Annotated in this window: 24 protein-coding genes; 6 read left to right on the forward strand and 18 right to left on the reverse strand. The window is 70.6% G+C overall.

The window, feature by feature from the left end; all coding sequences use genetic code 11:
- Positions 1 to 21: 21 nt before the first annotated feature.
- The 16 genes from ispG to ACWEBX_RS24070 all read right to left on the reverse strand — a co-directional run bounded on the left by ispG (position 22) and on the right by ACWEBX_RS24070 (position 16,939).
- The gene (gene ispG / locus ACWEBX_RS23995; RefSeq protein WP_451886868.1) at positions 22 to 1,179 is read right to left on the reverse strand and encodes a flavodoxin-dependent (E)-4-hydroxy-3-methylbut-2-enyl-diphosphate synthase; all 1,158 of its coding nucleotides are present in this window, start codon (positions 1,177 to 1,179) and stop codon (positions 22 to 24) included.
- A 4-nt stretch (positions 1,180 to 1,183) separates the two neighbouring features.
- Positions 1,184 to 2,206 carry an adenosyl-hopene transferase HpnH gene (gene hpnH / locus ACWEBX_RS24000; RefSeq protein ID WP_359027427.1) on the reverse strand — a complete coding sequence of 341 codons (1,023 nt, stop codon included), beginning with the start codon at positions 2,204 to 2,206 and terminating at the stop codon, positions 1,184 to 1,186.
- 5 nt (positions 2,207 to 2,211) lie between these two features.
- The gene (locus tag ACWEBX_RS24005; protein WP_451886869.1) at positions 2,212 to 2,853 is read right to left on the reverse strand and encodes a phosphorylase family protein; all 642 of its coding nucleotides are present in this window, start codon (positions 2,851 to 2,853) and stop codon (positions 2,212 to 2,214) included.
- On the reverse strand, positions 2,853 to 4,850 hold the full coding sequence (shc, locus tag ACWEBX_RS24010) for a squalene--hopene cyclase (protein WP_451886870.1): 1,998 nt from the start codon (positions 4,848 to 4,850) through the stop codon (positions 2,853 to 2,855). The genes ACWEBX_RS24005 and shc overlap by 1 nt, the downstream gene beginning before the upstream one ends.
- A gap of 152 nt (positions 4,851 to 5,002) precedes the next feature.
- Positions 5,003 to 6,133, reverse strand: coding sequence for a polyprenyl synthetase family protein (locus ACWEBX_RS24015; RefSeq protein WP_451886871.1), 1,131 nt, complete (start codon positions 6,131 to 6,133; stop codon positions 5,003 to 5,005).
- Entirely contained in the window at positions 6,130 to 7,536 is a 1,407-nt protein-coding gene (hpnE, locus tag ACWEBX_RS24020) for a hydroxysqualene dehydroxylase HpnE (RefSeq protein ID WP_451886872.1), read from the reverse strand. The genes ACWEBX_RS24015 and hpnE overlap by 4 nt, the downstream gene beginning before the upstream one ends.
- Complete coding sequence (locus tag ACWEBX_RS24025) at positions 7,533 to 7,688, reverse strand: DUF6380 family protein (protein WP_451886873.1); 156 nt, start codon at positions 7,686 to 7,688, stop codon at positions 7,533 to 7,535. Before ACWEBX_RS24025 ends, hpnE begins: the two co-directional genes overlap by 4 nt.
- Positions 7,688 to 8,638, reverse strand: a complete 951-nt coding sequence (gene hpnD, locus ACWEBX_RS24030) for a presqualene diphosphate synthase HpnD (protein WP_451886874.1) — start codon at positions 8,636 to 8,638, stop codon at positions 7,688 to 7,690. The genes ACWEBX_RS24025 and hpnD overlap by 1 nt, the downstream gene beginning before the upstream one ends.
- Entirely contained in the window at positions 8,635 to 9,537 is a 903-nt protein-coding gene (gene hpnC, locus ACWEBX_RS24035) for a squalene synthase HpnC (protein ID WP_451886875.1), read from the reverse strand. Before hpnC ends, hpnD begins: the two co-directional genes overlap by 4 nt.
- A 369-nt stretch (positions 9,538 to 9,906) precedes the next feature.
- Entirely contained in the window at positions 9,907 to 10,686 is a 780-nt protein-coding gene (locus ACWEBX_RS24040; protein WP_451886876.1) for an ABC transporter ATP-binding protein, read from the reverse strand.
- Positions 10,679 to 11,608, reverse strand: coding sequence for an ABC transporter permease (locus ACWEBX_RS24045; protein WP_451886877.1), 930 nt, complete (start codon positions 11,606 to 11,608; stop codon positions 10,679 to 10,681). The genes ACWEBX_RS24040 and ACWEBX_RS24045 overlap by 8 nt, the downstream gene beginning before the upstream one ends.
- A 98-nt stretch (positions 11,609 to 11,706) precedes the next feature.
- On the reverse strand, positions 11,707 to 12,591 hold the full coding sequence (locus ACWEBX_RS24050; RefSeq protein ID WP_451886878.1) for a glycosyltransferase family 2 protein: 885 nt from the start codon (positions 12,589 to 12,591) through the stop codon (positions 11,707 to 11,709).
- The gene (locus ACWEBX_RS24055; RefSeq protein ID WP_451886879.1) at positions 12,588 to 13,367 is read right to left on the reverse strand and encodes a CDP-alcohol phosphatidyltransferase family protein; all 780 of its coding nucleotides are present in this window, start codon (positions 13,365 to 13,367) and stop codon (positions 12,588 to 12,590) included. Before ACWEBX_RS24055 ends, ACWEBX_RS24050 begins: the two co-directional genes overlap by 4 nt.
- Entirely contained in the window at positions 13,345 to 14,406 is a 1,062-nt protein-coding gene (locus tag ACWEBX_RS24060) for an iron-containing alcohol dehydrogenase family protein (protein ID WP_451886880.1), read from the reverse strand. The genes ACWEBX_RS24055 and ACWEBX_RS24060 overlap by 23 nt, the downstream gene beginning before the upstream one ends.
- Complete coding sequence (locus ACWEBX_RS24065; protein WP_451886881.1) at positions 14,394 to 15,146, reverse strand: phosphocholine cytidylyltransferase family protein; 753 nt, start codon at positions 15,144 to 15,146, stop codon at positions 14,394 to 14,396. The genes ACWEBX_RS24060 and ACWEBX_RS24065 overlap by 13 nt, the downstream gene beginning before the upstream one ends.
- Positions 15,143 to 16,939: a DUF5941 domain-containing protein gene (locus ACWEBX_RS24070; RefSeq protein WP_451886890.1), complete on the reverse strand. Its 1,797-nt coding sequence runs from the start codon at positions 16,937 to 16,939 to the stop codon at positions 15,143 to 15,145. The genes ACWEBX_RS24065 and ACWEBX_RS24070 overlap by 4 nt, the downstream gene beginning before the upstream one ends.
- A 341-nt stretch (positions 16,940 to 17,280) precedes the next feature.
- On the opposite strand from ACWEBX_RS24070, the gene galE reads away from it, so the two are divergent.
- The 4 genes from galE to idi all read left to right on the forward strand — a co-directional run bounded on the left by galE (position 17,281) and on the right by idi (position 20,868).
- Positions 17,281 to 18,261 (forward strand): UDP-glucose 4-epimerase GalE, encoded by a 981-nt coding sequence (gene galE / locus ACWEBX_RS24075; RefSeq protein WP_451886882.1) that lies wholly within the window; start codon positions 17,281 to 17,283, stop codon positions 18,259 to 18,261.
- Positions 18,262 to 18,410: 149 nt separating this feature from the next.
- Entirely contained in the window at positions 18,411 to 19,349 is a 939-nt protein-coding gene (locus ACWEBX_RS24080; protein ID WP_451886883.1) for a cation diffusion facilitator family transporter, read from the forward strand.
- A gap of 231 nt (positions 19,350 to 19,580) precedes the next feature.
- Positions 19,581 to 20,150, forward strand: coding sequence for a GNAT family N-acetyltransferase (locus ACWEBX_RS24085; RefSeq protein WP_451886884.1), 570 nt, complete (start codon positions 19,581 to 19,583; stop codon positions 20,148 to 20,150).
- A gap of 124 nt (positions 20,151 to 20,274) precedes the next feature.
- Positions 20,275 to 20,868 carry an isopentenyl-diphosphate Delta-isomerase gene (gene idi, locus ACWEBX_RS24090; protein WP_451886885.1) on the forward strand — a complete coding sequence of 198 codons (594 nt, stop codon included), beginning with the start codon at positions 20,275 to 20,277 and terminating at the stop codon, positions 20,866 to 20,868.
- Between the two features lie 70 nt (positions 20,869 to 20,938).
- Here idi and ACWEBX_RS24095 read toward each other — a convergent pair whose 3' ends face one another.
- Positions 20,939 to 21,436 carry an ATP-binding protein gene (locus ACWEBX_RS24095; protein ID WP_355765699.1) on the reverse strand — a complete coding sequence of 166 codons (498 nt, stop codon included), beginning with the start codon at positions 21,434 to 21,436 and terminating at the stop codon, positions 20,939 to 20,941.
- 299 nt (positions 21,437 to 21,735) lie between these two features.
- On the opposite strand from ACWEBX_RS24095, the gene ACWEBX_RS24100 reads away from it, so the two are divergent.
- Complete coding sequence (locus ACWEBX_RS24100; protein WP_451886886.1) at positions 21,736 to 22,479, forward strand: enoyl-CoA hydratase/isomerase family protein; 744 nt, start codon at positions 21,736 to 21,738, stop codon at positions 22,477 to 22,479.
- A 155-nt stretch (positions 22,480 to 22,634) separates the two neighbouring features.
- On the opposite strand, the gene tnpA is transcribed toward ACWEBX_RS24100, so the two are convergent.
- Positions 22,635 to 23,063 carry an IS200/IS605 family transposase gene (gene tnpA, locus ACWEBX_RS24105; RefSeq protein WP_451886887.1) on the reverse strand — a complete coding sequence of 143 codons (429 nt, stop codon included), beginning with the start codon at positions 23,061 to 23,063 and terminating at the stop codon, positions 22,635 to 22,637.
- Between the two features lie 25 nt (positions 23,064 to 23,088).
- Between tnpA and ACWEBX_RS24110 the strand changes: the two genes are divergently transcribed.
- The coding region (locus tag ACWEBX_RS24110) for a helix-turn-helix domain-containing protein (protein ID WP_451886891.1) at positions 23,089 to 23,199 on the forward strand (111 nt) is incomplete at its 3' end.

Consider the following 23,199-nt stretch of genomic DNA (forward strand, 5'->3'; position numbering starts at 1 on the left):
CCCCCTCTCGGTCCGTGCTGATCAGCTCACGGTGACGGCCGGTTCCCCGGACGCGACGCCGTCGTTCTCCATCTGCTCGGCGAGCTTCATCGCCTCGTCGATGAGGGTCTCGACGATCTTCGACTCGGGGACGGTCTTGATGACCTCGCCCCTGACGAAGATCTGCCCCTTGCCGTTGCCGGAGGCGACCCCCAGATCCGCCTCCCGCGCCTCGCCGGGGCCGTTGACGACACAGCCCATGACCGCGACGCGCAACGGGACCTCCATGCCCTCCAGGCCGGCGGTGACCTCGTCGGCCAGCTTGTACACGTCGACCTGGGCGCGCCCGCAGGACGGGCAGGAGACGATCTCCAGGCGCCGCTGCCGCAGTCCGAGCGACTCCAGGATCTGGATGCCGACCTTGCACTCCTCGGCGGGCGGCGCGCTCAGCGAGACCCGGATGGTGTCGCCGATACCCTCGGAGAGCAGCGCCCCGAACGCCACGGCCGACTTGATGGTGCCCTGGAACGCCGGCCCCGCCTCGGTCACGCCGAGGTGCAGCGGGTAGTCGCAGGCGGCGGAGAGCTGACGGTAGGCGTTGACCATGACGACCGGGTCGTTGTGCTTGACCGAGATCTTGATGTCACGGAAGTCGTGCTCCTCGAAGAGGGACGCCTCCCACAGCGCGGACTCGACGAGCGCCTCGGGCGTCGCCCTGCCGTACTTCTGGAGCAGCCGCTTGTCGAGGGAGCCCGCGTTGACGCCGATCCGGATCGGGATCCCGGCGTCCCTGGCGGCCCGCGCGATCTCCTTGACCTGGTCGTCGAACTGCTTGATGTTGCCGGGGTTGACCCGGACGGCCGCGCAGCCGGCGTCGATCGCGGCGAACACGTACTTCGGCTGGAAGTGGATGTCCGCGATCACCGGGATCTGCGACTTCGCGGCGATGGTCGCGAGCGCGTCCGCGTCGTCCTGCGTGGGGCAGGCGACCCGGACGATCTGGCAGCCGGACGCGGTCAGTTCCGCGATCTGCTGAAGTGTGGCGCCGACGTCCGACGTCCGGGTCGTGGTCATCGACTGGACGGACACGGGCGCCCCGCCGCCGACCGCCACCGGTCCGACCTGGATGCGCCGCGACACACGGCGCTCCGCGATCGGCCGGACCGGTACCTCGGGGAGGCCCAGGGAAACGGCGGTCATGAGGTCACCCGCGGCTTTCCGTGAAGGTCTCGCGGGCGGCCCGGATGGATTCCTTGAGGGAGCCCATGGTGGCGAGGACGGCGGTCGGCTCGTAGCCGCAGTGGGCCATGCAGTTGGCGCACCTCTCGTCCTTGCCGCGGCCGTAGGAGTCCCAGTCGGTCTCCTCCAGGAGCTGCTTGTACGTCTGCACGTAGCCGTCGCTCATCAGGTAGCAGGGCCGCTGCCAGCCGAAGAGCGAGTAGCTGGGGATCGCCCACGCGGTGCACGGGAAGTCGACCTTGCCCTCCAGGAAGTCCAGGAAGAGCGGGCTCTGGTTGAGCCTCCAGCGGCGCCGGTTGCCACCCGCGAAGGCCTTCTTGAACAGCTCCCGGGTCTGCTGGACACCGAGGAAGTGCTCCTGGTCGGGGGCCTTCTCGTAGGCGTAGGCGGGCGAGAGCATCATCTCGTCGACCTTGAGGTCGTCGTTGAGGTAGTTCAGCACCTCGATGACGGTCTGCGGGGTGTCGGTGTTGAAGAAGGTCGAGTTCGTCGTGACCCGGAAGCCGCGGCGCTTGGCCTCCTTGATGGCCTCGACGGCCTCGTCGAAGACGCCTTCCTTCGCGACGGACTCGTCGTGCCGCTCCCGCAGCCCGTCGATGTGGACGGCCCAGGCGAAGTACGGCGAGGGCTTGAACTTGTCCATCTTCTTGCGCAGCAGCATCGCGTTGGTGCAGAGGAAGACGAACTTCTTCTTCGCCACCAACTGCCGTACGATCTCGTCGATCTGAGGATGCATCAGCGGCTCACCACCGGCGATGGACACCATCGGCGCACCGGATTCGAGGACCGCGCCCACCGCCTGGGCGACCGGCATGCGCTGCTTGAGCACACCGGCGGGGTGCTGGATCTTGCCGCAGCCCTCGCACGCGAGGTTGCACGCGAAGAGCGGCTCCAGTTCGACGAGCAGGGCGAACTTGTCCCGCTTCCGGAGCTTCTGTTCAAACAGGTACGCAGCGACCTTCATGGACTGCCGAAGCGGCATGGCCATACGGCTCACCTCCGAGGGAGCGACAAAGAACGGTGCCATTCGAAAAAAGCGGGAAGCACGGCACGAAGAACGCGGAAGGCTGATATTCCACCGCGAAGCGTGCCGATTCGGACGAGTTCATGTTCTGGAGCATCCACGACCACCCGGACGGCCGCAACGGGACGGATCCCCGAGCGGACCGCGCCGAGCAGGGTCGCCGCCGACTCCATGTCGACGGCGATGGCGCCGGTGGCGAGCAGATCGGCCCGCTCGTGACCCCGGACCACGTGATCGGAGCCGGTGAGCGGCCCGGTGTGGACGGTGCGGCCCGGCAGGGCGCGGGCGAGTTCCTTGACCAGCAGATCCGTGCCCACGCACGGCGTGATGCCGCCCGGGTCCCGGGTCTCCTCGGCGACGACCAGGTCACCGGGGTGCATGCCCGGGGCGAGCCCCGCGCAGAAGCCGGTCGCGAGCACGGCCGCTCCGGACAGCCCCGGGTCGGCCAGCACCCGGGTGACCGAGCGGTCGGCGGCCCTGGGCCCCATGCCGGTGCGCAGTACCGTGACCGGCCCGCCGGCGCCGCTCCGGTCTCCGCTGCGCAGGGCGAGGTGCTCGATGCCGAGCGCGCAGGCGATCAGAAGCGGGGCCGGGGCGGACGTCATGACCATCAGCCCCCCTCGGCCGCGGAGAAGGGCTCTCCGTGGACGTAGCGGCCGAGCGCGGTGAGGGGGAAGACGTGGCGGTAGAGGTGGTAGTTGATCGAGAAGTCCCACGGGAACCCGGTCCCGGTGAAATACGGCTCGTCCCAGGTGCCGTCGGGAAGCTGTGTCTCGGCGAGCCAGACCACCCCGCGCTCGGCGGCCTTGGACTCGTCCTCCCCCGCCGCGAGCAGGGCGAGCAGCGCCCAGCCGGTCTGCGAGGCGGTCGAGGCGCCGCGGCCGCCCCATCCGGCGTTGTCGTCGTAGGAGCGCAGGTCCTCGCCCCAGCCGCCGTCGTCGTTCTGCACGGACTCCAGCCAGGCCACCGCCCGGCGGATCGCCGGGTGCGAGCCGGGCAGTCCCGCCGCCACGAGCGCCGGGACCACCGACCCTGTTCCATAGATGTAGTTGACGCCCCAGCGCCCGAACCAGGAGCCGTTCGGCTCCTGGTGGGAGAGCAGCCACGCGATACCCCGGCGGGTGCGCGGGTCGTGGGTGAGCCCCTCGACGGCCAGCATCTCCACCACGTGTGCCGTCACGTCCGCGGAGGGCGGGTCGATCACCTCACCGAAGTCGCAGAACGGCAGCCGGTTGGGGAAGGCGCTGGTGTTGTCGACGTCGAACGCGCCCCAGCCGCCGTCCTTGGACTGCATGCCGAGATTCCAGCGGACCCCGCGTCCGATGGCGTTCTCGACGCGGTCCGGGTCGTGGTGCCGGACGCGGCGCAGTGCGAGGACGACCTCCGCAGTGTCGTCGATGTCGGGGTAGTTGTCGTTGTGGAACTCGAACGCCCAGCCGCCCGGCGGCAGTTGGGGCCGCTTCACCGACCAGTCGCCGGGCCGGACGATCTCCTCCCCGAGCATCCAGTCCACGGCCTTGACGAGTTGCGGGTGGTCGGCGGGCACTCCCGCGTCGGCCAGCGCGATGGTGGCGAGGCATGTGTCCCACACCGGCGACTGACAGGCCTCGATCATCCGGGCGCCGTCGTCGCGCCACACGGCGAAACGGTCCAGCGAGGCCAGCCCCTCGCGCATCACCGGGTGTTCGAGGTCGTAGCCGAGCAGATGCAGCGCGATGACCGAGTAGACCGCGGGCGGCTGGATACCTCCCCAGCAGCCGTCGTTCTCCTGGCGCTCGATGATCCAGCGGCCGGCCGTGTTCATCGCCGCTCTGCGCAGCGCGCGCGGTGCGACCTTGCGGTACTGGTGCAGGGCCTTGTCCAGGCGTTGGAAGACGCCGTCCCAACTGGCCACCGGGGCAAGGCGCCCGACCGGGGCGGGGCGGTCGGCGTGCAGCTCGTCGAGCGGGAACGGCGCGGGCCGCACCGGACGCGTCGCCGAGACGACGGTGAGCGGCACGATGGTCTGCCGCGCCCAGCACCCGAAGTCGTAGATGTTCAGCGGCATCCACTTGGGGAAGTAGATGAGCTCCGGCGGGAGTTCGGGGAGGTCGTCCCACTTCCACCAGCCGAAGAGGGCGAGCCAGATCCGCGTGAAGACACGGGCCGCGGCGATACCGCCGCGCTCGCGGATCCACGCGGCTGCCTGCGCCATGTGCGCGGCCTGAGGGTCGTCCCCGGCCAGCCGCAGGGCGACGTACGCCTCGATGGTGGTGGAGATCTCGCCCGGACCGCCGTAGAACGAGGCCCAGGTGCCGTCCTCGCGCTGCTCGCCGCGGATGAACAGCGCCGCGCCGCGGGTGGTCGGCTCGTCGCGGATGCCCAGGAACTGGCGGAGCAGGAGATCCTCGGCGTCCATGGTGACGTTCGTCTCGAGGTCGCCCTTCCACCAGCCCTGGGCGTCCTGCCGCGCGAGCAGGAAGTCCGTGGCGCGCTCCATGGCGCGCGTGGCGGCGTCTCGGGTCTCGACTGTCCCGGCCGCCTCGGGAGTCGTCTGGTCCTGGTCTTCGCTGGCCGAGGCAGCGCGGGGCGGCAGGGCCCCGGTGCTTCCGTCGGTCGTCGCTGTCATGGCTTCCCCTTCGTGCAGTGGTGTGTCTCTGCTGTGGGTCCGCCGTCGGCCGGTGCGTTCGTTCGGATGGATATCCCCCCGCTCGAACGAGGTTCGAAGCTTGAGGAAGGCACCGGCCGGCGACTACGCGAGGTTTATTCGACCGATAACGATCATCTCTTCCGCACGACGACGAAGTCGGCCAGCGCCACGAGCTGGGCGCGGACCTGCTCGGGCATCGGTACGGCGTCCAGCGCCTCGATGGCGATCGCGTGCTGGCGGCGCGCCTCGTCGGCGGTCCACTCGCGGCCGCCCGCCTCCTCGATGAGCGCGGCGCGCACGGCGAACTCCTCCTCGGAGAAGTTCTCGAAGTCGCTCGCCTTGGCGTCCTCGGCGAGCAGCTCGCCGAGCCGCTCGGAGGCGGGTCCGCCCGCGGCGAGCGCGGCCACGACCGGCAGGGACTTCTTGCGCTGGCGCAGATCGCTCCAGGTCTGCTTTCCGGTGGCCTCCGGGTCGCCCCAGATGCCGAGGAGGTCGTCGACGGCCTGGAAGGCCAGGCCGAGGTGGTAGCCGTAGCGCTCCAGCGTGTCGGCGGTGAGGTCGTCGGCGCCGCCGAGGACCGCGCCGATGGAACAGGCGCAGGCGAGCAGGGCGCCGGTCTTGTTGCCCTCCATCTCCAGGCACTCCTCGACGCTGACGCGGTCGCGGTGCTCGTAGGAGATGTCCTGGGCCTGGCCGTCGATCAGGGCCCGGGTGGCGGTGGTCAGGCGCCGGGTGGCCCGGCCGGCCTCGACGGTGCCGAGCTCCAGCAGCACCTCGTTGGCCAGCGCGAACAGGGCGTCGCCGACCAGGATCGCCTGGGCCGGGCCGTGCACCTTCCAGACGGTGTCGCGGTGGCGGCGCTGTTCGTCGCCGTCCATCAGGTCGTCGTGCAGCAGCGAGAAGTTGTGCACCAGCTCGACGGCGACCGCGCCGGGGACACCCACCTCGGGGGCGGCGCCGGCGGCCTGCGCGGAGAGCACGGCGAGCGCGGGGCGCACCGCCTTGCCGCCGTCGCCGTCCGCGGGGTTGCCCTCCGCGTCGATCCAGCCGAAGTGGTAGGCGGCGACGGTGTCCATGGGCGGCGCGAGACGGTCGACGGCCGCCTTGAGCACCGGTGTGGCCAGGGTCCGGCCGCGCTCCAGGAGCGCGGTCACGTCCACCGCGTCGGCAGCCGCTTCGGCCGGGGGCACAGTGGGCACAATCTCTCCTCTTGTTACGGAACCGGGGGTGCGGGGACCTGCCATGCTCCGGTCGAGCGTCATGCCGCCTCCTCGAAGAGTCCGAGGAGGTGGTCGCGGGGCCGGCCCAGGGCGCCCAGCGCGGCGTCCGCCGCACCGACTCCACTGCGAACCGCACTCTCCATGGTCGCGGGCCACCCTGTGGCGGTCCACGCTCCGGCCAGGTACAGGCCGGGGGCCTTGGTCCGGGGACCGGGCCGCAGCCGCCCGACGCCCGGCGTGGGGGCGAACGTCGCGGTGCGCTCCCGGGTCACGAAGAAGTCCTTGATCCCGGCGCCGCGCGCACCGGGCAGCAGCCGCTCCAGCTCCGGCAGATACCGCTCCCGGAGCACGGCGACCGGGTCGTCGATCTCGTCCTGCGCGGCCGACTGCGACAGCGCGAGGTACTGCCCCTCCCGGAGCCCCGAGGCGTCGGTGCGGTCGAAGACCCATTGCACCGGGGAGCCGAGGGCCGCGAAGAACGGCGCGGTGAGGACCTTGCGGTCGTAGACGACGTGGATGTTGAGGATCGGCGCGGTGCCGATGTCCAGAAGCCGCTCGGGGGCGTCGAGCGCCCCCTCGGGCAGCAGGTCGTGGGCCTCGCGCTGGGGTACGGCGAGCACGACGGCGTCGGCCTCGATGCGCTCGCCGGGAACCTGAACGCTCCAACGGCCGTTCTCGTAAGGGGAGACGGAGGTGACGCGTGTACGGATCTCGGTACGTACGCCCGCGGAGTCGAGCGCCTTGCGGGCCAGGGTGTCATGCAGTTCGCCCAGCGGGACGCGAGCCCAGCCGATGTCGGCCGCGCCCGGGTCGGACAGCAGACCCGTCTTGAACACCATCGCGGCGAGCCCGAGCGAGGAGTCCTGGGCCACCGCGTTGAGGGTGGCGACCCCCACGAGGTCCCACAGTGCTTCGACGGCACGTCGCGACTGACCGTGCCCGGCGAGCCAGTCGCCGAAGTTCTGCGCGTCGAGTGCCGGATCGGTGAGGTCCAGGTTCTTGAGCGCGAGCGCGGCACGGCCGACCTTGGCGCGTTCGGCGAGCGAGAGGTGCTGATAGGTCGCGAGGCTGCGCGCCAGGTGCAGCGGTACGGGCAGCGCGGCGCGGCCGATCCTGCCGAGCCGTCGTCCCGGAGGTGCCTCCAGGTCGAGAACGGGCACGTCGAGACGATCCTGCAGAGGTGCGAGCGCGGTCGCGTCGACGCGGTCGAGGAACCAGCGGTAGGCGGTGCAGCAGCGCAGGAAGACGTGCTGTCCGTTGTCCACGGTGAGCTCGCCGCGCTGGAAGGAGAACGCGAGGCCGCCGAGGCGCGGCCGGCCCTCCAGCAGCGTCACCCGGAGCCCGGCGTCCGCCAGCGCGAGCGCGGCGGTGATGCCGGCGAGCCCGCCGCCGATCACCACGGCAGTGGCCCGGCCGGAGTCGTCCGTGGACTCGACCTCGCTCATCGCGCACCCTCCCCCGCGGCCGAGCCGTGGCCGTCGAACGCTCCACGGCACGCCGTCGCAGTCAGGGACGCCACCCGGCTCCGGAGGGTTGCCTGCCGCTTTTCACCGGGTGCGTCACCCCGGGCGTGTCCGCCTCGACCCCTGGTGTCCATCAGACGCGCCTCCGGACCGTGCGGCGGGAGACGTGCCGGGCGTCGAGGCCGGAGAGGCCGCGCACCGCGACGTACGCCTTCTCGCGTCCCGGCAGGGAGACCCGGCCGCGCAGCACGGCCTCCGGCTCGCGCTCGATGCGGTCGAGGAGCCGCCGGTAGATGCCCGCCATGGCCGCGACACAGGCGCCGCTGCGCCGGTCCAGCATGGGCAGCAGCCGGTAGCCCTCCGCGAACAGGGCCCGCGCCCGCCGCACCTCGAAGTGCACGAGGCCGGCGAAGTCGGAGCCCTCCGGTGGGGTCGGCCCGTCGAACCCGGCCGAGCAGCCGAACTTGGCCAGGTCGTCGGCGGGCAGATAGGTGCGCCCGCCCTCGGCGTCCTCGCGGACGTCCCGCAGGATGTTGGTGAGCTGGAGCGCGAGCCCGAGCGTGTCGGCGTACTCCGGCGCGCGCTCGGCGCCACGCGCCCCCGGTTCGGTGCCGAAGACCCCGAGCGAGAGCCGCCCGATCGCCCCGGCCACACAGCGGCAGTAGACCTTCAGGTCGTCCCAGGTCTCGTACGTCTCACCGCGTACGTCCATCAGCACGCCGTCGATGAGCTCGTCCAGGCCCCCGAGGGGTACCGGGAAGTACGCGGCGGTGTGGCTGAGGGCGACCGCGACCGGGTCGGTGTCGTCCTCCTCGACGGTACCCGCGCGCACGCGGGCGAGCAGCGCCCTGGTCTCCTCAAGGCGCGTCGCCTTCACGTCCGGCGCCAGCGTGCCGTCGCCGATGTCGTCGACGCGCCGCGAGAACGCGTAGAGCGCCGACATCGCACGGCGCTTGGACGTCGGCAGAAGCCTGATGCCGTACGCGAAATTACGGGCCTGCTGACCGGTCACCGCCTCGCAGTAGCTGTACGCGGCGAGTACCGGTGCGGACACGTGCTGTTCCGACTCCACGGTCCGGATCACCCCTCTCCTCGCAGAGTCACTCCCACCTCGCGCAGCAACTGGAGCTTGCCGGGCTTGGGCGGGCCGGGAAGTACGTCGTATTCGGCGGCGGCGATCGCACGGACCGCCGCCTTCCCCCCCGCGACGAACCCCGCGAGCAGCAGTTTCAGCCTGCCGTGGACGCTACCCACGAGGGGGGTGCCTTCATTCAGGAGGTTCATGGCGCGTTCTGCTTCGTATGCAACCAGTGCTCGCACCGATGCGCCTGCCGTGGGGGCGGCGAGATCGGATTCGACGACGTGAAAGCGCTTCATGTCCTCGGCGGGCAGGTAGACGCGGTCGTGGCCGAGGTCCTCGGCCACGTCCTGGAGGTGCTCGACGATCTGGAGCCCCGTGCACACCGCGTCGGAGCGGCGGACGCGCTCGGGCGTGGAGGTTCCGGTGACGGAGAGGACCAGGCGGCCGACGGGGTTCGCGGACAGTTCGCAGTAGGCGAGCAGGTCGTCGTAGGTCTCGTACCGCTTGACGAGCTGGTCCTGGCGGTTGGCCGCGATCAGGCCGAGAAAGGGCTCGGGGGTCAGACCCGCGCGGCGGACCGTGGGCTGCAGCCGGCGCATCAGGGGGTGGCGCGGTGCCGACTCGAACACTCGGTGAAGATCGGCTTCGAGTGCGTCGAGCAGGACCAGGCGGTCGTCGGCGTCCGTGGCCGTTACACCGAGGAGGCGTGCGTCGGCACCGCCGGGGGCGAGATCGCCGTCGCCGATGTCGTCCACGAGACGGGCGAAGCCGTAGACGGCCATGAGGTCGTCGCGCCAGGCCCTGGGCAGGAAGAACGGGGCCACGGGGAAGTTCTCGTCCGCGGCTTTGTCGAGGGTGCCGCGCTCCGGATCGCCGGTGCGGGCCGTCCCGGCTTGGGTCACCGCTCGCCGCCCGGCGCGAGGACGGCACACGCATCGCGGAGCTGGAGAGTCACCGTAGCCATTGCCGTCACATCTCCCGTTCTACACTGCCGACCCAACACTGCCCATTTCGGACACGCCGCCCGGAAATCCGCTCGGCGTGACGGTGCCGGGTGTCGCGTATTATCGCCCTACTTGACGCGATTCAGCACCGGTACAGCTTACGTTGTACAACGCGGCACACTCCGCCGGGGTGTCCTGCACATCACAACAACACACCGATTGGCGTCAAGATTCCCTATGCCGACGGGAGTTGGCGTTTCCCTTGCAGACGCGGGGCCCCGCCGGAGAGTTCCGGCGAGGCCCGGGTCCTGTCGTGGGCGAAACGGGCTACTTGCCCGTGAACTTCTCGTACTCCTTGAGGACGTCCTCGGTCAGGCCGTCCATGCGCAGCTCGCCGCGCTCCAGCCACAGCACGCGGTCGCAGGTGTCGCGGATCGACTTGTTGTTGTGGCTGACCAGGAACACCGTGCCCGCGCTCTTGCGCAGCTCGCGGATACGGGCCTCGGAGCGCTTCTGGAAGGAGCGGTCACCGGTCGCGAGGGCCTCGTCGATCATCAGGACGTCGTGGTCCTTGGCCGCCGCGATGGAGAAGCGCAGCCGCGCCGCCATGCCGGAGGAATACGTCCGCATCGGCAGGGTGATGAAGTCGCCCTTCTCGTTGATCCCGGAGAAGTCGACGATCTCCTCGTAGCGCTCCTTGATCTCCTCGCGGGACATGCCCATGGCGAGACCGCCCAGGATGACGTTCCGCTCGCCGGTCAGGTCGCTCATCAGGGCCGCGTTCACGCCGAGCAGCGAGGGCTGGCCGTCGGTGAAGACCTTGCCCTTCTCTGCGGGCAGCAGCCCGGCGATGGCCCGCAGCAGGGTGGACTTGCCGGAGCCGTTCGAGCCGATCAGGCCGATGGCCTCGCCGCGGTAGGCGGTGAAGGAGACACCCCTGACGGCGTGCACCTTGCGCACACCGCGCTCCTCGCCGCGCTTGAAAATGCGGCTGAGGGCGGAGGTGGCGCTGCCCTTGCCGGTCTTGGCGCCGTTCACGCGGTAGACGATGTGCAGTTCGTCCGCGATGACGGTCGGAATGTGCGACGTCTTGTCGAGCTCAGCCACGGCCGTACCTCTCCTCAGCCTTCCAGAAGTAGACAAAACCGCCGAGGGCCGTGGCCACGGCCCAGAAGACGGCGATGGCCCACACGTGCGGGGGCAGGTTGGAGGCGCCGTAGCCGTCGATGAGCGCGAAGCGCATCAGGTCCATGTAGACGGCGGCCGGGTTCGCCTGGAGCACCCGGGCGATCCACTCGGGGCGGCCGGCGAGCATGGTGCTGATGGAGAACATGACACCGGAGGCGTACATCCACGTGCGCATGATGAACGGCATGAGCTGGGCGAGGTCGGGCGTCTTGGCGCCCATCCGCGCCACGATCAGCGCGAGGCCGGTGTTGAAGAGGAACTGGAGGAACAGCACCGGGACGATCAGCAGCCAGGACAGGCCCGGGTAGCTGCCGAAGCCGATCGCCACGACGAACAGCACGATCATCGAGAAGAGCAGTTGCTGGAGCTGCTGGAGGGAGAACGACACCGGCAGCGAGGCCCGCGGGAAGTGCAGCGCGCGCACCAGTCCCAGGTTGCCCGAGATCGCCCGCACACCCGCCATGACCGAGCTCTGCGTGAAGGTGAAGACGAAGACGCCGGTCACCAGGAAGGGGATGTACACGTCGTGCGACAAACCCTTGTTGGCCTTCAGGATCAGGCCGAAGATCAGATAGTAGACGGCCGCGTTGAGCAGCGGCGTCGCCACCTGCCAGAGCTGGCCCAGTTTGGCCTGGCTGTACTGCGAGGTGAGCTTCGCCTGCGAGAACGCGAGGATGAAATGCCGCCGGCCCCAGAGCTGACGAACGTACTGGGCCAGCCCGGGCCGGGCACCGCTGACCGCGAGGCCGTACTTGGCGGCCCGTTCGGCCGCGGAAAGCCCGTCATCGGGCGACGGCCGGTCGCTCACCGCGACTCCGCCGTCATGGGTGGTCTCACTCACAAGGGGAACTTTCGTCTTCAAGATGCGCACAGCCGGTTCGGACGTGGGCATGAGCCGGGGGTCCGGGTAGGGCCCGGGTGCTCTCAGGATCGAGCTTGTCAGATGACCGGCGGCCGGCCCAGTCGGGTCAGCCGCCACACCGTGCGCCACCTCATGGGACGCCTTGGTCCGCACGGACTCCTCCAGCCTTCCCGGAATCCGCCGAACCAGGCCCGCAGAGCGGCCCGCGAGGGGCGGCGCAGCAGCGTCAGGAGCATCCAGACACCGAGGTAGACCGGGACGAGAGGCGCGGGAAGGTTCCGGCGGGCGAGCCAGACGCGGTTGCGGGCCACCATCCGGTGGTACACCGCGTGCCGCGAGGGGGCGGTCGTCGGGTGGTACAGCACCATGTCGGAGCGGTAGTCGATCATCCAGCCGGCGTCGAGGGCCCGCCAGGCCAGGTCGGTCTCCTCGTGGGCGTAGAAGAAGGCGTCCGGGAGTCCGCCGACCTCGGCGAGGACCTTCGTACGGACCGCGTTGGCGCCGCCGAGGAACGTGGTGACGCGCGAGGAGCGCATCGGGTCGGCGGCGCGCAGCCTCGGGACGTGGCGACGCTGGGTCACACCGGTCTCGGGGTCGGCGATGCGGAAGCTGATGATCCCGAGCTCCGGGTCGTCGGCGAAGGCCCGGCGGCACAGTTCGGCCGTGTCGTGGTGGGCCAGCAGGCCGTCGTCGTCCAGGAAGAGCAGGATGTCCACGTCGGTGCCGCCGGGGCCGAAGGCCTCGATGCCCACGTTGCGGCCGCCGGGGATGCCGAGGTTCTCGGGCAGCTCGACCGTCCGCACACCCGCGGGGACGTCCGGGACGGGTGAGCCGTTGCCGACCACGACCACCTCGACGCGGTCGCCGTCCTGCTTGGCGACGGAGTCGAGCAGGGCCCTGAGTTCGTCGGGGCGGTTGCCCATGGTGATGATCACCGCGCCGACCCTGGTCGCGGTACTCACTTGAGCCTGCTCGAGGCGAGGATGGACACCAGGTGCAGCACGGTCTGCAGGAGCGCGATGCCGGCGAGCACGGCGGTGCCGAGCCGGGTGAAGAACAGGTCGCCCCTGACCTGGTCCGCGATCGCGAGGACCAGGATCAGCAGGGTCGCCTCGATGCCGAGGATCAGCCGGTGGAACTTGAGCGCCGCGGCGGCCCTGCGGGCCAGCGCCACGCCCGAGGAGCGGGGCTCGGCGGCGGACTCCTTGACCGGCGGCAGCCCGCCCTGGTGCCGGGCGACGCCGACGAGGTCGGTCTCCGCCTTGATCAGGATCGCGCCGAGGGCGGCCAGGGTGCCGAGGAAGGCCCACAGCCAGTCGACGCGTCCGGTCCCCCACACATCCGCGGCACGCAGGCCGAGGCCCACGAGCACGGCCGCGTCCGTGAGATAGGCGCCGACGCGGTCGAGGTAGACCCCGCCGAGCGAGTACTGCTTCTTCCAGCGCGCGATCTCGCCGTCGACACAGTCGAGCAGCAGATAGAGCTGGACCATCACCACGCCCAGCACCGCGCCCGCGATCCCCGGCACCAGCAGGGCGGGGGCCGCGAGCACGCCGCAGACGGTCATCAGGTACGTGAGCTGGTTGGGCGTGATCCTGGTGTTCACCAGGTAGCGGTCGCAGCGCAGCGAGATCTCTCGCATGTACAGGCGTCCCGCCCAGTGCTCACCGCTGCGCCGGTCCTTCACCCCGGGGGGATGAACGACGGGACGGAGTTCAGCTACCGATGGCCTTGGCATAGTCGGAGTAGATGTCCTTGATCTGGTGGGTTTTCAGGTCGAGATGTTCGAGGATCGTGTAGCGGCCGGGCCGGGTCTGCGGAGCGAACTCCACGACCTGCACGAACTCGTCCACGGTGAAGCCGATCTCCTCGGGCAGCACCGGCAGTCCGTGCCGCCGCAGCACCTCGGCCATGTACGCCGCGTCCTCGTGGGCGCCGCGCAGGTACATCGCGAAGGCCGCGCCCAGGCCGCACTGCTCGCCGTGGCTCGCCGCCCGCTTGGGGAAGAGGAGGTCGAAGGCGTGGTTGATCTCGTGGCAGGAGCCGGAGGCCGGCCGGGAGTCGCCCGAGATCGACATCGCGATGCCGGTGAGGACGAGCGCCTCGGCGAGAACCTGGAGGAAGTCGTTGTCGCCGACGCCCCCGGGGTGCCTGAGCACGGCCTCGCCCGCCTGGCGCGCCATGGCGGCGGCCAGTCCGTCGATCTTCTCGCCCGTGACGCGGTTGGACAGCTCCCAGTCCGCGATGGCGTTGATGTTGGAGACGGCGTCCCCGATGCCCGCCCGGACGAACCGGACCGGCGCCTCACGGATCACGTCGAGGTCGATGACCACCGCGATCGGGTTCGGCACACCGTAGGAGCCGCGGCCCGCGTCGTTGTCGAGGGTGGCGACCGGCGAGCACAGTCCGTCGTGCGCGAGGTTCGTGGGCACCGCGACGAGCGGCAGCCCGACCCGCGCCGCGGCGAACTTGGCACAGTCGATGATCTTGCCGCCGCCCAGGCCCACGACCGCGTCGTAGTGGCCGGCCTTTATGTCGCCGGCCAGCCGGATGGCGTCGTCGAGCGTGCCGCCACCGACCTCGTACCAGCTCGCTCCGGGCAGGGCCGGGGCGACGCGGTCGCGCAGCCGGGCGCCCGAGCCGTTGCTGACCGCGATGGCCAGCTTGCCCGAGTGCGAGATGCGCTCGTCGCTGAGCACGCTCGCCAGGTCGTCCAGGGCACCGGGACGGATGTCGACGACGACCGGCGAGGGGATGAGCCTCGTCAGTACTGGCACGCGATCTCCCGTCCCTTGGCGAGGTCGTCGTGGTTGTCGATCTCGACCCACTTGACCTCGCCGATCGGCGCGACGTCGATCTGGAAGCCGCGGTTGACGAGCTCCTGGTAGCCGTGCTCGTAGAACTGCTGTGGGTCGGTCTCCCACACCGTCTTCAGGGCGTCGGCGAGCTCCGCGGCGGCGACGCCCTCGATGAGGGTCACCCCGATGTACTCGCCGGTGGCCTCGGACGGCTCCATGAGCTTGGTGATCTTCTGGACGCCCTTGTCGGGGTCCACGACGACCTTCATCTCCTCGTCGGCGAGCTTCTTCACCGTGTCGAGGGCGAGGATGATCTTCTTGCCGTCGCCGCGGGCGGCGAGCAGCGTCCGCTCGACGGAGACCGGGTGCACGGTGTCGCCGTTGGCGAGGATCACGCCGTCCTTGAGGGCGTCACGTCCGCACCACAGGGAGTAGGCGTTGTTCCACTCCTCGGCCTTGTCGTTGTCGATGAGGGTGATCTTGAGGCCGTACTTCTCCTCGAGGGCCGCCTTGCGGTCGTAGACGGCTTCCTTGCGGTAGCCGACGATGATGCCGACCTCGGTCAGGCCGATCTCGGCGAAGTTGCCGAGGGTCAGGTCCAGGACCGTGATGGAGTCCTCTATGCCCGCGGGGCCCACCGGCACGAGAGCCTTCGGGAGGCTGTCGGTGTAGGGGCGCAGACGCCGTCCGGCGCCGGCCGCCAGCACGAGGCCGATCATGCGGGTTCTCCTTCATCGTGTACGGCGGGCGCCCCGGAGGACACCCAGAAGCGGATGCTCTCGACGAGCACCAGCAGCGCCACGGCCACGGCGAGCGCCGTGAGCGCGACCTTGAACTGTGCGGCGGTGAGCAGCGCGGCCAGGACGGTGACCAGCAGCGTCCTGCCTTCGTGCCCGCCGATCGCCCGCACCAGCCAGTGCGGGGGGGCTCCGGCGTTTCCGCGAATGCGGTACACCGTGTCGTAGTGATGGTAGGCGACCGCGGCCACCAGGCCGAAAGCCGCCGGAAGCGCTCCGTTCACCCCGGCGTGGACCGCCAGTGCCAGAACGGTGAGGTATTCGGCCGCGCGGTAGAACGGCGGGACCAGCCAGTCGAGGGCGCCCTTGAGGGGCCTGAGCAGGGCGGCGGGCGACAGCAGGACGTACACGACCGCGCCCAGGACGGGGAGCCAGCTCCCGTACGGGGCGAGTGCGGCGCATGTCACGACGACGGCTCCGGCGACGAGGGCGACCACGGCCGGGGCGATGCGCGGGAGGCGGCCCGCGTGACGGGTCAGATACTCGGCGAGCGCGCCGGAGTCGGTGAGGTCCACCAGGGCCCGGGCGGCGCGGTCCGTGCGGCTCGCCTTGCGGGTGAGCGAGCGCAGGACCCGGCCCGCCGTGGTGTAGGTGGCCGCGAAGGCGCAGCCGGCGAGCAGCGCGTAGAAGGTGATGCGGGGGGTCGTCAGCGCCGTCAGAACGGCGATCATCGCCCATCGTTCGCCGATGGGCAGGACTATCATCCGGCGCACCCAGACCGTCCAGCCGACGCTGTCGAGCTTGTCCGAGAGGGCGGCGGTGGGGCTGGTGTTGGCGGTGGCGTCGTGGTTCGCCTCGTTGAACGAGAAGTCCACGACGTGCCGGCAGGTCTGGAGGATCATCGCGCCGAGCGCGAGCGCCCACACGTCGTCGCCGCCGCGGGCCGCGCCGAGCGCGAGTCCCGCGTAGTAGGCGTACTCCTTGGCGCGGTCGAAGGTCGCGTCCAGCCAGGCGCCGAGCGTCGAGTACTGCAGCGAGTAGCGGGCGAGCTGCCCGTCCGTGCAGTCCAGGACGAAGGAGAACAGCAGCAGCAGACCGGCGGCGACGAAGCCGAGGCGGGTGCCGGTGGCGGCGCAGCCCGCGGCGATCAGCGCGGTGATCAGCGACGCGGTGGTGACCTGGTTCGGGGTCAGGCCGCGGCGGGCGCACCAGCGGGCGATGTAGCGCGAGTACGGGCTGATGCAGTACGTGGTGAAGAACCCGTCGCGGGCCTTGACGGCACTGCGCAGCCGTACGGCCTCGTCGTCGACGGCCAGGACGGCCTGCCGGACACCGTTGCGCTCCTGCGGATCGACGGGGACCGCGGCGACGAGCGTGCCGAGTTCCGGGCGGTACACCGTGAGGTCGTCCGCCTCCAGTGCCTCGCCGAGGCGCTCGGCGAGGTTCTCCGGAGCGGCTGCGCCGTTGCCCGCGGCCACGGTCTCCCGGGTCATGGCGCGGGCCAGGGCCCGCCGGGCCTCGGGCTGCACGGACACGGCGCCGGGAATGGCGGAGGCCGCGAAGCGGGGGTCGGTCAGGCCGAGACGCAGAGCGTGCACATGCCCGACGAAGCGGGCGTCCACGACGGCGACCCGCTCGTTCGCCGGCACGGCGGCGAACAGGGTCTCGGTCTCGGCCGCGTCGGACGCGGGACGCACGACGAAGCCGAGCGACCGCAGATCGCCCTCGAGCGACGATCCGGGGACCGGCTGGCCGGTGAGGATGGCGGTCGGCAGCGAACTCACTCCCTGGGTGCCGGCGCGACCTGGCGTCCGGCGTGTGCGTGATGGGACGGCCCCCGGTCCACGGCGGCGGCCCCGGCGGCATGTCGGCAGAGGCTATCGGATGAATGGAAGCGGGCGTTCACCACCCGTTCACGGCCCGATCAACCGATTTTGTCCCGCGGGCGCCGAGATCATCATCGGTGCTCCCGGGCCGGGGTCACAAGCGCGGCGGCACGGACCGGAGCATTCCCGGCACGCGGGCCGGGACATTCCCGGCAGGACGTACGGCACCCCGCGTCCCTCGAAGCAGGGCAGAGCGGACAGGGCGCCGGACCCGCATAGGGTGGTCGTCCATGACATGGCTGATCACAGGCGGAGCCGGATACATCGGGGCACATGTGGCGCGGGCGATGGCGGAGGCCGGGGAACGCGTCGTCGCCCTCGACGACCTGTCGTCGGGGATCCCGAACCGGCTTCCGGAGAGCATCCCCCTCGTCCAGGGGTCGTCACTGGACGGTGATCTGCTCAAGCGGGTCCTGACGGAGCACCGGATCACGGGTGTGGTGCACCTGGCCGCCCGCAAGCAGGTCGGCGAGTCCGTGGCCCAGCCGACGCGCTACTACCAGGAGAACGTGGGCGGCCTCGCGACGCTCCTGGAGGCGGTGGCCGGAGCGGGCGTCGAGCGGTTCGTGTTCTCCTCGTCGGCGGCCGTCTACGGCAACCCCGATGTGGACCTCATCACGGAGGGCACCCCCTGCGCGCCGATGAGCCCCTACGGCGAGACGAAGCTCGCCGGAGAGTGGCTGGTCCGGGCCGCGGGCCGGGCACACGGCATCGCCACGGTGTGCCTGCGCTACTTCAACGTGGCGGGCGCGGCCTCGCCGGAGCTCGCCGACACCGGGATCTTCAACATCGTCCCGATGGTGTTCGACCGCCTCACCCGCGGCGAGGCCCCGCGGATCTTCGGCGACGACTACCCGACGCCGGACGGCACCTGCGTACGCGACTACATCCATGTCGCCGACCTCGCCGAGGCGCATCTCGCGGCGGCCCGGCGGCTGACGGACGGGGCGAGCGGCGATCTGACGGTGAACATCGGCCGCGGCGAGGGGGTCTCCGTACGGGAGCTCGTGACGCTCATCGCCGAGGTCACCGGGAACCCCGTCGCGCCCCTCGTCGAACCACGCCGTCCCGGCGACGCCCCCCGGGCGGTCGCCTCGGCCGCTCTGGCCGCCGACGAGCTGGACTGGAGCGCGCGCCGAGGTGTCCGCGAGATGGTGGAGTCGGCCTGGCGGGGCTGGCTGCTGCACCACCCCGGGACCACCGGAACCTGATCGCGCCGATGCTCTGACCTGCTGATCATTTCCCCAGGTCAGAGCATATGACAACGGTGTTCAGTGCCGCGTTGCCGGATACCCCCCGCCCGTAGTTGACTGTCACGACCGAACGGAAGACACCGAGCGGAAAACAGGAGGCGGCGTTCATGGGGGCAGGGCACGACCACGGGCACGCGCACGGCGCTCCCCCGGCCGGCACGGCGACGGCCGCGTACCGGGGGAGACTGCGGGTCGCGCTGGGGATCACGCTCACCGTCATGGTCGCCGAGATCATCGGCGGTCTCCTCGCCGATTCGCTCGCGCTCGTCGCGGACGCGGCACACATGGCGACCGACGCGCTCGGGCTGGGCATGGCCCTGCTCGCGATCCACTTCGCCGCGCGCCCGCCGAGCGAGAAGCGCACCTTCGGCTACGCGCGGGCCGAGATCCTCGCCGCGCTCGCCAACTGTCTCCTGCTGCTCGTCGTCGGCGGCTATGTGCTCGTCGAGGCGATCCAGCGCTTCATCACACCCGCGGACACCCACGGCGGGCTGACGATCGCGTTCGGTGTGTTCGGCCTGGTCGCCAACACGGTCTCGCTGACGTTGCTGATGCGCGGGCAGAAGGACAGCCTGAACGTGCGCGGCGCCTTCCTGGAGGTGGCGGCGGACGCGCTGGGCTCGGTGGCGGTCATCATCGCCGCCGTCGTGATCATGACCACCGGCTGGCAGGCGGCGGACCCGATCGCCTCGATCGCCATCGCGCTGATGATCGTCCCGCGCACCTGGAAGCTGCTCCAGGAGACGCTCGACGTGCTCCTGGAGGCGGCGCCCAAGGGGGTCGACGTGGCGGAGGTGCGCGCTCACATCCTGGCCCTGGACGGGGTCGAGGACATCCACGACCTGCACGCCTGGACCATCACCTCCGGCATGCCGGTGCTCTCCGCGCACGTGGTCGTCAGCTCCGACGTCCTGAACGCGATCGGCCACGAGAAGATGCTGCACGAGCTCCAGGGCTGTCTGGGTGTCCACTTCGACGTCGAGCACTGCACGTTCCAGCTCGAACCGAGCGGACACGCGGAGCACGAGGCGAAGCTCTGCCACTGACGGTCGCGCGGCCCGCCCGCGCCCACGCGACGGGCGGATCCGGCACCGGGAAACCCGGAGGCGGCGCGGGGCGGGCGCTGCTAGCGTGGCCGGCGATCCCTGGAGGTGGGTTGATGACGGCCGTGTCCGGCGCTGCCACGCGCAGCGACCTCGTCGTCCCCGTCTTCCGGGCCCGGGGCTGACCCGCCGTCCACCGACGCGTCGGCCGGGCCCCTCATCCAAGGGTTCTCCATGACCGATCCCCTGACCAACCCCGTGCCCGATCCCACGACCGGCCTCACGGCCGAGGGCGGCACCGCCTGGCGCACTCGCCGGGAGACCTCCGCCGACGTCGCCGAGGTGCACGCCGTGACCGCCGCCGCCTTCGGCCGGGCGGAGGAAGCCGATCTGGTGGACGCGCTGCGCGCCGATCCCGGAGCGTGGCTTCCCGGCCTTTCGTACGTCGCCGAGGCCCCGGACGGCACGATCGCGGCGTACGCCCTGATCACCCGCTGTCATGTCGACGATGTCCCGGCGGCCGCGCTGGCGCCGGTCGCCGTCCGTCCCGACCTGCACCGCCGAGGCGCCGGATCGGCCGTCGTACGGGCGGTGCTGGAAGCGGCACGCGCACGGGGCGAGCGGCTCGTCCTCGTGCTCGGGCATCCCGGGTACTACCCGAGGTTCGGGTTCGGACCCGCCGCCGGCCACGGCATCCGGCCCGGTTTCGACGTGCCGCCCGAACACCTGATGGCCCTCGTCCTCGACGATTCCGTGCCGGTGGCACCGGGCACGATCAGGTATCCGGCCGCGTTCGGCGTCTGACCCATGCGGGCCGCGTGTCCCGCCCCGGGACCCCGGGGCGGGACATGCGGAGAGTCGCGAAGTGCCGGGAGTGCCGGATTCGTACGGCAGACTTGGCCCTGAAAAACCGATGCGAAGGATGGGTATGCCGATCACACCTGCCACCGCGACGCACAGTTCGTCGAACGGCACCGCTGAAGCGATCTTGCTGGAACTGGTCGACGAGGACGGCAACACGATCGGTACGGCGGAGAAGCTCGCGGCCCATCAGCCCCCGGGACAGCTCCACAGGGCGTTCTCGGTGTTCCTCTTCGACGAGCAGGGCCGGCTGCTGCTGCAGCAGCGCGCGCTCGGCAAGTACCACTCCCCCGGCGTCTGGTCGAACACCTGCTGCGGCCACCCCTACCCGGACGAGGCACCCTTCGCGGCGGCGGCCCGGCGGACGTACGAGGAGCTCGGCGTGTCACCGACGCTGCTCGCCGAGGCGGGCACGGTCCGTTACAACCACCCGGACCCGGACTCGGGACTGGTGGAGCAGGAGTACAACCACCTGTTCGTCGGAATGGTGCAGTCCGCGCCGCGGCCCGACCCGGAGGAGGTCGGCTCGACGGCCTTCGTGACCGCCGCCGAGCTGGCGGAGCGGCACGCGAAGGAACCCTTCTCGGCGTGGTTCATGACCGTGCTGGACGCGGCCCGTCCGGCGATGCGGGAACTGACGGGTCCGTCCGCGGGCTGGTAGCCGCTCCGCGGGACGCCCGGCGCCAGGGCCTGTCCGACCCTTCCCGCCGTCGCCCGGCAGACGGGAGGGGTCAGACAGACCCCAGCGGCAGGGCCGCCCAGATCACCTTGCCGCCGCCCGCGGTGTACTCGACGTCGCACCCTCCGCCGAACTCCCTGGTCACCTCGCGCACCAGCAGCAGGCCCCGGCCGCCGGTCTGCCCGTAGTCGGCTTCCAGGGCGGTCGGACGATAGGGGTGGTCGTCCTCGACGGACACCCGCACCCAGTCGGCGCCGACCGCGACCTCCACCGCGAGCATCGGCGACAGAAGTGCCGCGTGCTTGACGGCGTTCGTGACCAGTTCGGAGACGATCAACAGCAGTCCCTGAACGACATCGTCCGAGACCGGAACCCCCTGGCGGACCAGCAGATCACGGACGGCGTGCCGCGCCTGCGGCACCGAGGCTTCGACGGCGGCGGCGGTGAACCGCCACACCCCCTCGTACGGCAGCGGTCCGGGCGATCTGACGTCGGGAGTCGCGACTCCGCCTTCGGGGCTCGGGTCGGACCCGCGCCCGAGGTTCTCCATCGTCCGGTCGCCACCCTTGCGCTCGATTGTCACCACACCGTCGAGTGTTGGTAATGCGCCGGTCCGTACCGGTTGACTGAACAGAAGTCAGCAATTATCGCCGATTTCTGACCACTAATGTCAGATAAAGCCAGCCCTACGACAAGAATTGCCACTTTAATGTCGACTTCCGAAACTTTTCGGGTTGTACGGGTTTGACCCCCGACTGACCCGATTCGTTCCGCGCCGCTCCACCGCCCGTCATACCCTCCGGGACCATGATCGGAGTCCGGCCGGACGCTCCGGATAGCATCCGGCGTATGGAGCCGCAGTTGTTGCACCACGTCGGCGACGGGGTCGCCACCGTCGTCATCCATCACCCCGCCAAGCGGAACGCCATGACGACGCCCATGTGGCGCGCGCTGCCGCCGCTGCTGGACGCGCTGAGCGCGCACGCCGACGTGCACGCGCTCGTGCTCACCGGCGAGGGCGGCACGTTCTGCGCCGGGGCGGACATCTCGACGCTGCGGGAGTCGCCGGACGAGGCCCAGGGCCTCGCCGTGCTCGCCGAGGAGGCGCTCGCCGCGTTCCCCAAGCCGACGCTGGCCGCGATCCGCGGCTACTGCGTGGGTGGCGGGTCCCAGCTCGCGGCGGCCTGCGATCTCCGATTCGCGCAGGAGGACTCGCTGTTCGGGGTGACCCCGGCGAAGCTCGGCATCGTCTACCCGGCTTCCTCCACCCGCAGGCTCGCGGCACTGGTGGGGCCGTCCGCCGCCAAGTACCTGCTCTTCTCCGGCGAGTTGATCGACACCGAGCGCGCGCTGCGCACCGGTCTCGTGGACGAGGTACTGCCCGAGGGCGAACTCGACAAGCGGGTCGCGGAGTTCACCCGCGTCCTGGCGGCGCGCTCGCTGCTGACGCAGGCGGCGGCGAAGGAGTTCGTGAACGGGCGCACCGACCGTGACGCCCACTGGGCGCGGCAGGCACGCGCCGGCGGCGACACCGCGGAGGGGGTCGCCGCCTTCCTCGAACGCAGGCAGCCGCAGTTCACTTGGGCTCCCTGAGGGCTCACCCGGCTCGCGGGGCGCGGCATCGGCCGTCGCCCCGCTCTACCTTTGGTCTTGGCCAGTGTTCCGGCGTTTGCGCCGGGGGTGAAGGCCGTCTCAGAGCTGCTCCGACCCGCACGTGAGCAGGGGTCCGCAGTGTTCGCCTCAGCCCGTCACGTGGGGCGCTTCTGGTTCTCGAAGTACTGCTTCACGACGGTCAGGGGTGCCCAGCCGCAGCTTCCGGCGAAGTACGAGCCGGACCAGAAGTGTCCGCCCCACGGGTACCGGCGGATGTGGCTGTCGTGCTCCTTGCGCAGCAGCTGGGCCGAGACGCCCTTGAGGGAGTTGACCAGCTTGGAGAGCTGGACCTTCGGCGGGTAGTGCACGAGCAGGTGGACGTGATCGGCCTCGCCGTTGAACTGTGTCAGTTCGGCTTCGAAGTCCGCGCAGACCTCTCGCGTGATCTCTTCGCAGCGTTTCAGGATCGGGTCGGTCATGGCTCCGCGCCGGTACTTCGTGACAAAGACCAAGTGGACGTGAAGGTTGTGGACGACGTGGCGTCCGGTGCGCACATCGGGGTTCGGGTTCCGGCGTGGTGACATGAACCACGTATGTATGGTGATCACTGTGCAGCTCAGGTACAGGTTCCGCCTGTACCCGAACGGTTCGCAGCGCTCGGCGCTGGCACGGTCGTTCGGGTGCGCTCGGGTTGTCTTCAACGACGCGTTGCGCGTCCGT

The organism is Streptomyces sp. NPDC005070 (assembly GCF_053600395.1).